Source organism: Mesorhizobium sp. M2C.T.Ca.TU.002.02.1.1 (assembly GCF_003997225.1).
The window spans coordinates 1-3,359 of the sequence record NZ_RZTO01000693.1; the positions used below are offsets into that span (position 1 = coordinate 1).

Consider the following 3,359-nt stretch of genomic DNA (forward strand, 5'->3'; position numbering starts at 1 on the left):
CGCTACGCCAAGTCTTCCGAAGGGCCGATCGTCACGCCGTACTCGGCAGCGGAGTCCAGGATGGTGTGCCACAGGCTCTCGGCGAAAGTCGCGAAGACCAGGAGATTGAGCACCGCCTGCCCATTGCGATCATCGCCGCGCCAGAGCGTGATGCTCGTATGATCCATCGACGTCGCGGCCGCCGCGCCGACCGCGAACGCATCGGCATGCAAATCGATCGACGACAGTTTCGCAAGCATCGTCCGCGCGTTGTCGCCGGAGACGCTGATCAGCGCCCGCGCATGCGATTGATCGGAAAGCGAGGCCGAGCCCGCAAAGGCAGGCGCAAGGGTATCCATCGTGTACTTACCGCCTTTCGACAGCACGAGGAACTGATCCGGTCCCGACCAGATCAGCGTCGCGTCGGCCGCAGCGACCGCCTTGGGCGTTTCGGGCGCGGCAACGCCGAAGTGTGCCTTCGCGGCCTTCGTCATCGCTCCGGCCTTGCCGCGCCGCGCCATCACCTGCACGAGATCGAAATTCCGAATATCGGTCAGGGTCAGGCCGGCGTCGCCCTGCGCGCCGTAAGGGCCGGCGACCAGCGCGCGGTCGAGCGGGCTGCGAATCTCCCAGGAAAAATCAGCCACGCTGGCGCCCTCCATCCGGATCGTAGAAGACGGAATTGCAGAGCTCGACATCGTAGTCCTCGCCGCGCAGCGGATCATGCGCGCGCACGATCTCGCCGATGCGCTCGCGGCCGCGCTCGACGAGGCCGAGCCCGATCCACTGGTCGAGCACCGGCGAGAAGCAGACCGAGGTGACATAGCCCTGATCGTTGTCCGGCCCGGGTGTCTCGCCCTTGGGAATGATATGCGCGCCGGAGCGCAGGCGCCGCGCCTTGTCGGTCGGCTTGATGCCGACGACCACCTGCCGGTTCGGCGCCACCAGAGCCTCGCGGCCGGCCATGACGCGGCCGACGAAATCCTTCTTGGTCGACATCATCTTGCCGAGGCCGAGATCGGCCGCCGTCGTCGTGCCGTTGAGCTCGGGCCCGGCGACATGGCCCTTTTCGATACGCATCACGCCGAGCGCTTCGGTGCCGTAAGGCGTGACGCCGAGCGGTTTTCCCGCGATCATCAGATTGCGCGCCAACGCCTCGCCGTAGCGCGCCGGCACCGAAATCTCGAAGGCCATCTCGCCGGAGAAGGAGATGCGGAACAGCCTCGCCTTCAAGCCGCCGCGCAACGCAACTTCCCGCGCGCCCATGAACGGAAAACCTTCATTCGACAGGTCTTCGGCCGGATCGACGATCTCCTTCAAGAGATCGCGAGTCTTCGGCCCGGCGATCGAGAACTGCGCCCACTGGTCCGAAACGGAGGTCAGCTGCACGTCGAGCTCGGGGAACAGCACCTGGCGGCAGAATTCGAGATGCTGCATCACCAGCCCGGCCTTGGCCGTCGTGGTGGTGAGGAAATAGTGATCATCGGCCAGACGTGAGGTCGTGCCATCGTCATAGACGATGCCGTCCTCGCGCAGCATCAGTCCGTAGCGCGCCCTGCCGACGGCGAGGCTGGAGAAAGCGTTGATGTAGACGCGGTCGAGGAAGGCGCCGGCATCGGACCCATGCACGTCGATCTTGCCGAGCGTCGAGACATCGCAGAAGCCGACGCCGCTCCGCACCGCCTTGACCTCGCGGGTTACCGATTCCAGCCAGTCCTTCTCGCCGGCGCGCGGATACCATTGCGCGCGTTTCCAGAGACCGGTGTCGACGAAGATGGCGCCCTGTTCGGCCGCCCAGTGATGCGACGGCGTCAGCCGCGTCGCATGGAAATTCTCGTCGCGATGATGCCCGGCAAAGGCGCCGATGGCGACCGGCACGTAAGGCGGCCGGTAGATCGTCGTGCCCGTCTCCGGAATCGACTTGCCGCTGACCGCCGCCATGATGGCGAGACCGGCGACATTCGAGGTCTTGCCTTGGTCGGTCGCCATGCCGAGCGTCGTGTAGCGCTTCAGATGCTCGACCGATTGAAAGCCCTCGCGCTGCGCCAATTCGACATCGGAGGCGGTGACGTCGTGTTGCTGATCGACAAAGGCCTTGCCCTTGCCGGCGACATGCCAGAGCGGCGCAAGCGAGAAAACCGCGTCATCCGCGGCCGGCATCGAGCCCGTACTGCCGCTGCGTCCGGCATCGCGCGCAGCGGTGGCGCCGGCCTCAAACCCTTCGCGCAGGCACGCGCCAAGTCCGAAGGCGCCGTTGGCAGCGCCCGCCGCCACCATGCCGGGCGGCGCGCCGTCCGGCACGAAGGCGGCGATATCGTCGCGCCATTTCGGTCGGCCGCGGTGGTAGGAGGTGAGGCCGACCGCCGGATTCCAGCCGCCCGAGACGGCAAGCCCGTCGGCCTCGACCTCGGCGCGGGCGCCACCGGTCAGCGAGACGGAAATCTTACGCACGCCGCTCTTGCCGCCATCGACGCCGCTGACGGAGCCGTGCAGCACGGGGAAGCCGCCCTTGCTGGCGAGCGAGCGATGAGCCGGCGAAACGTCCGGCCGCGCATCGATCACGGCGGCCACCTGCAGGCCAGCGGCGATCGCCGTTTCCGCTGTCCGCCAGCCATCCTCGTTGTTGGTGAAGAGCGCGATGCGTCTCGCCGGCGTGGCGGCGTAGCGGTTGATGTAGCTGCGCATGGCCGACGCCATCATAACGCCGGGCGTGTCGTTGCCGGCAAAGACGATCGGACGTTCGATCGCGCCGGCCGCGACGACACAGCGCTTGGCGACGATCCGCCATAGGCGCTGGCGCACCTGATGCTCAGGCGGCACCGGCAGATGGTCGTTGACGCGCTCGATCGCGCCATAGGTGCCGCCGTCATAGACACCGAACAAAGTCGTGCGCGTCATGATGCGCACATCGGGCAGGGCCTCAAGTTCCGCGACCGTGCGCGCAACCCATTCGGCGGCCGGCAATCCGTCAATCGTGCCGCCATCCGCGAGCAGACGCCCGCCGAGGACAAAATCCTCCTCGCAAAGGATGACGCGCGCGCCGCTGCGTCCCGCGGCAAGGGCAGCCGCCAGGCCAGCCGGCCCGGAACCCGCGATCACCACGTCGCAATGCGCCCACGCCTTGTCGTAGTGATCGGGATCGGAAACGCCCGCGGCGCGGCCAAGCCCGGCCGCGCGCCGAATAGCCGGCTCGTAGATCGCTTCCCAGAACTTCGCCGGCCACATGAAGGTCTTGTAGTAGAAGCCGGCGACGAAGATCGGCGCGAACAGCTGGTTGACCGACATGACGTCGAAATTGAGCGACGGCCAGCGGTTCTGGCTGGCGGCTTCGAGGCCCTCATAGAGCTCGGCCGTCGTCGCCTTGGTGTTCGGCTCGCGCC

2 protein-coding genes are annotated in these 3,359 nt (G+C 67.0%); both read right to left on the bottom strand.

Annotation, left to right across the window (positions count from 1 at the left end):
- Positions 1–2 precede the first annotated feature (2 nt).
- Positions 3–626: a sarcosine oxidase subunit gamma family protein gene (locus EOD07_RS27685; protein ID WP_127237651.1), complete on the bottom strand. Its 624-nt coding sequence runs from the start codon at positions 624–626 to the stop codon at positions 3–5.
- The coding region (locus EOD07_RS27690; RefSeq protein WP_127237652.1) for a sarcosine oxidase subunit alpha family protein at positions 619–3,359 on the bottom strand (2,741 nt) is incomplete at its 5' end. The genes EOD07_RS27690 and EOD07_RS27685, both read right to left, overlap by 8 nt.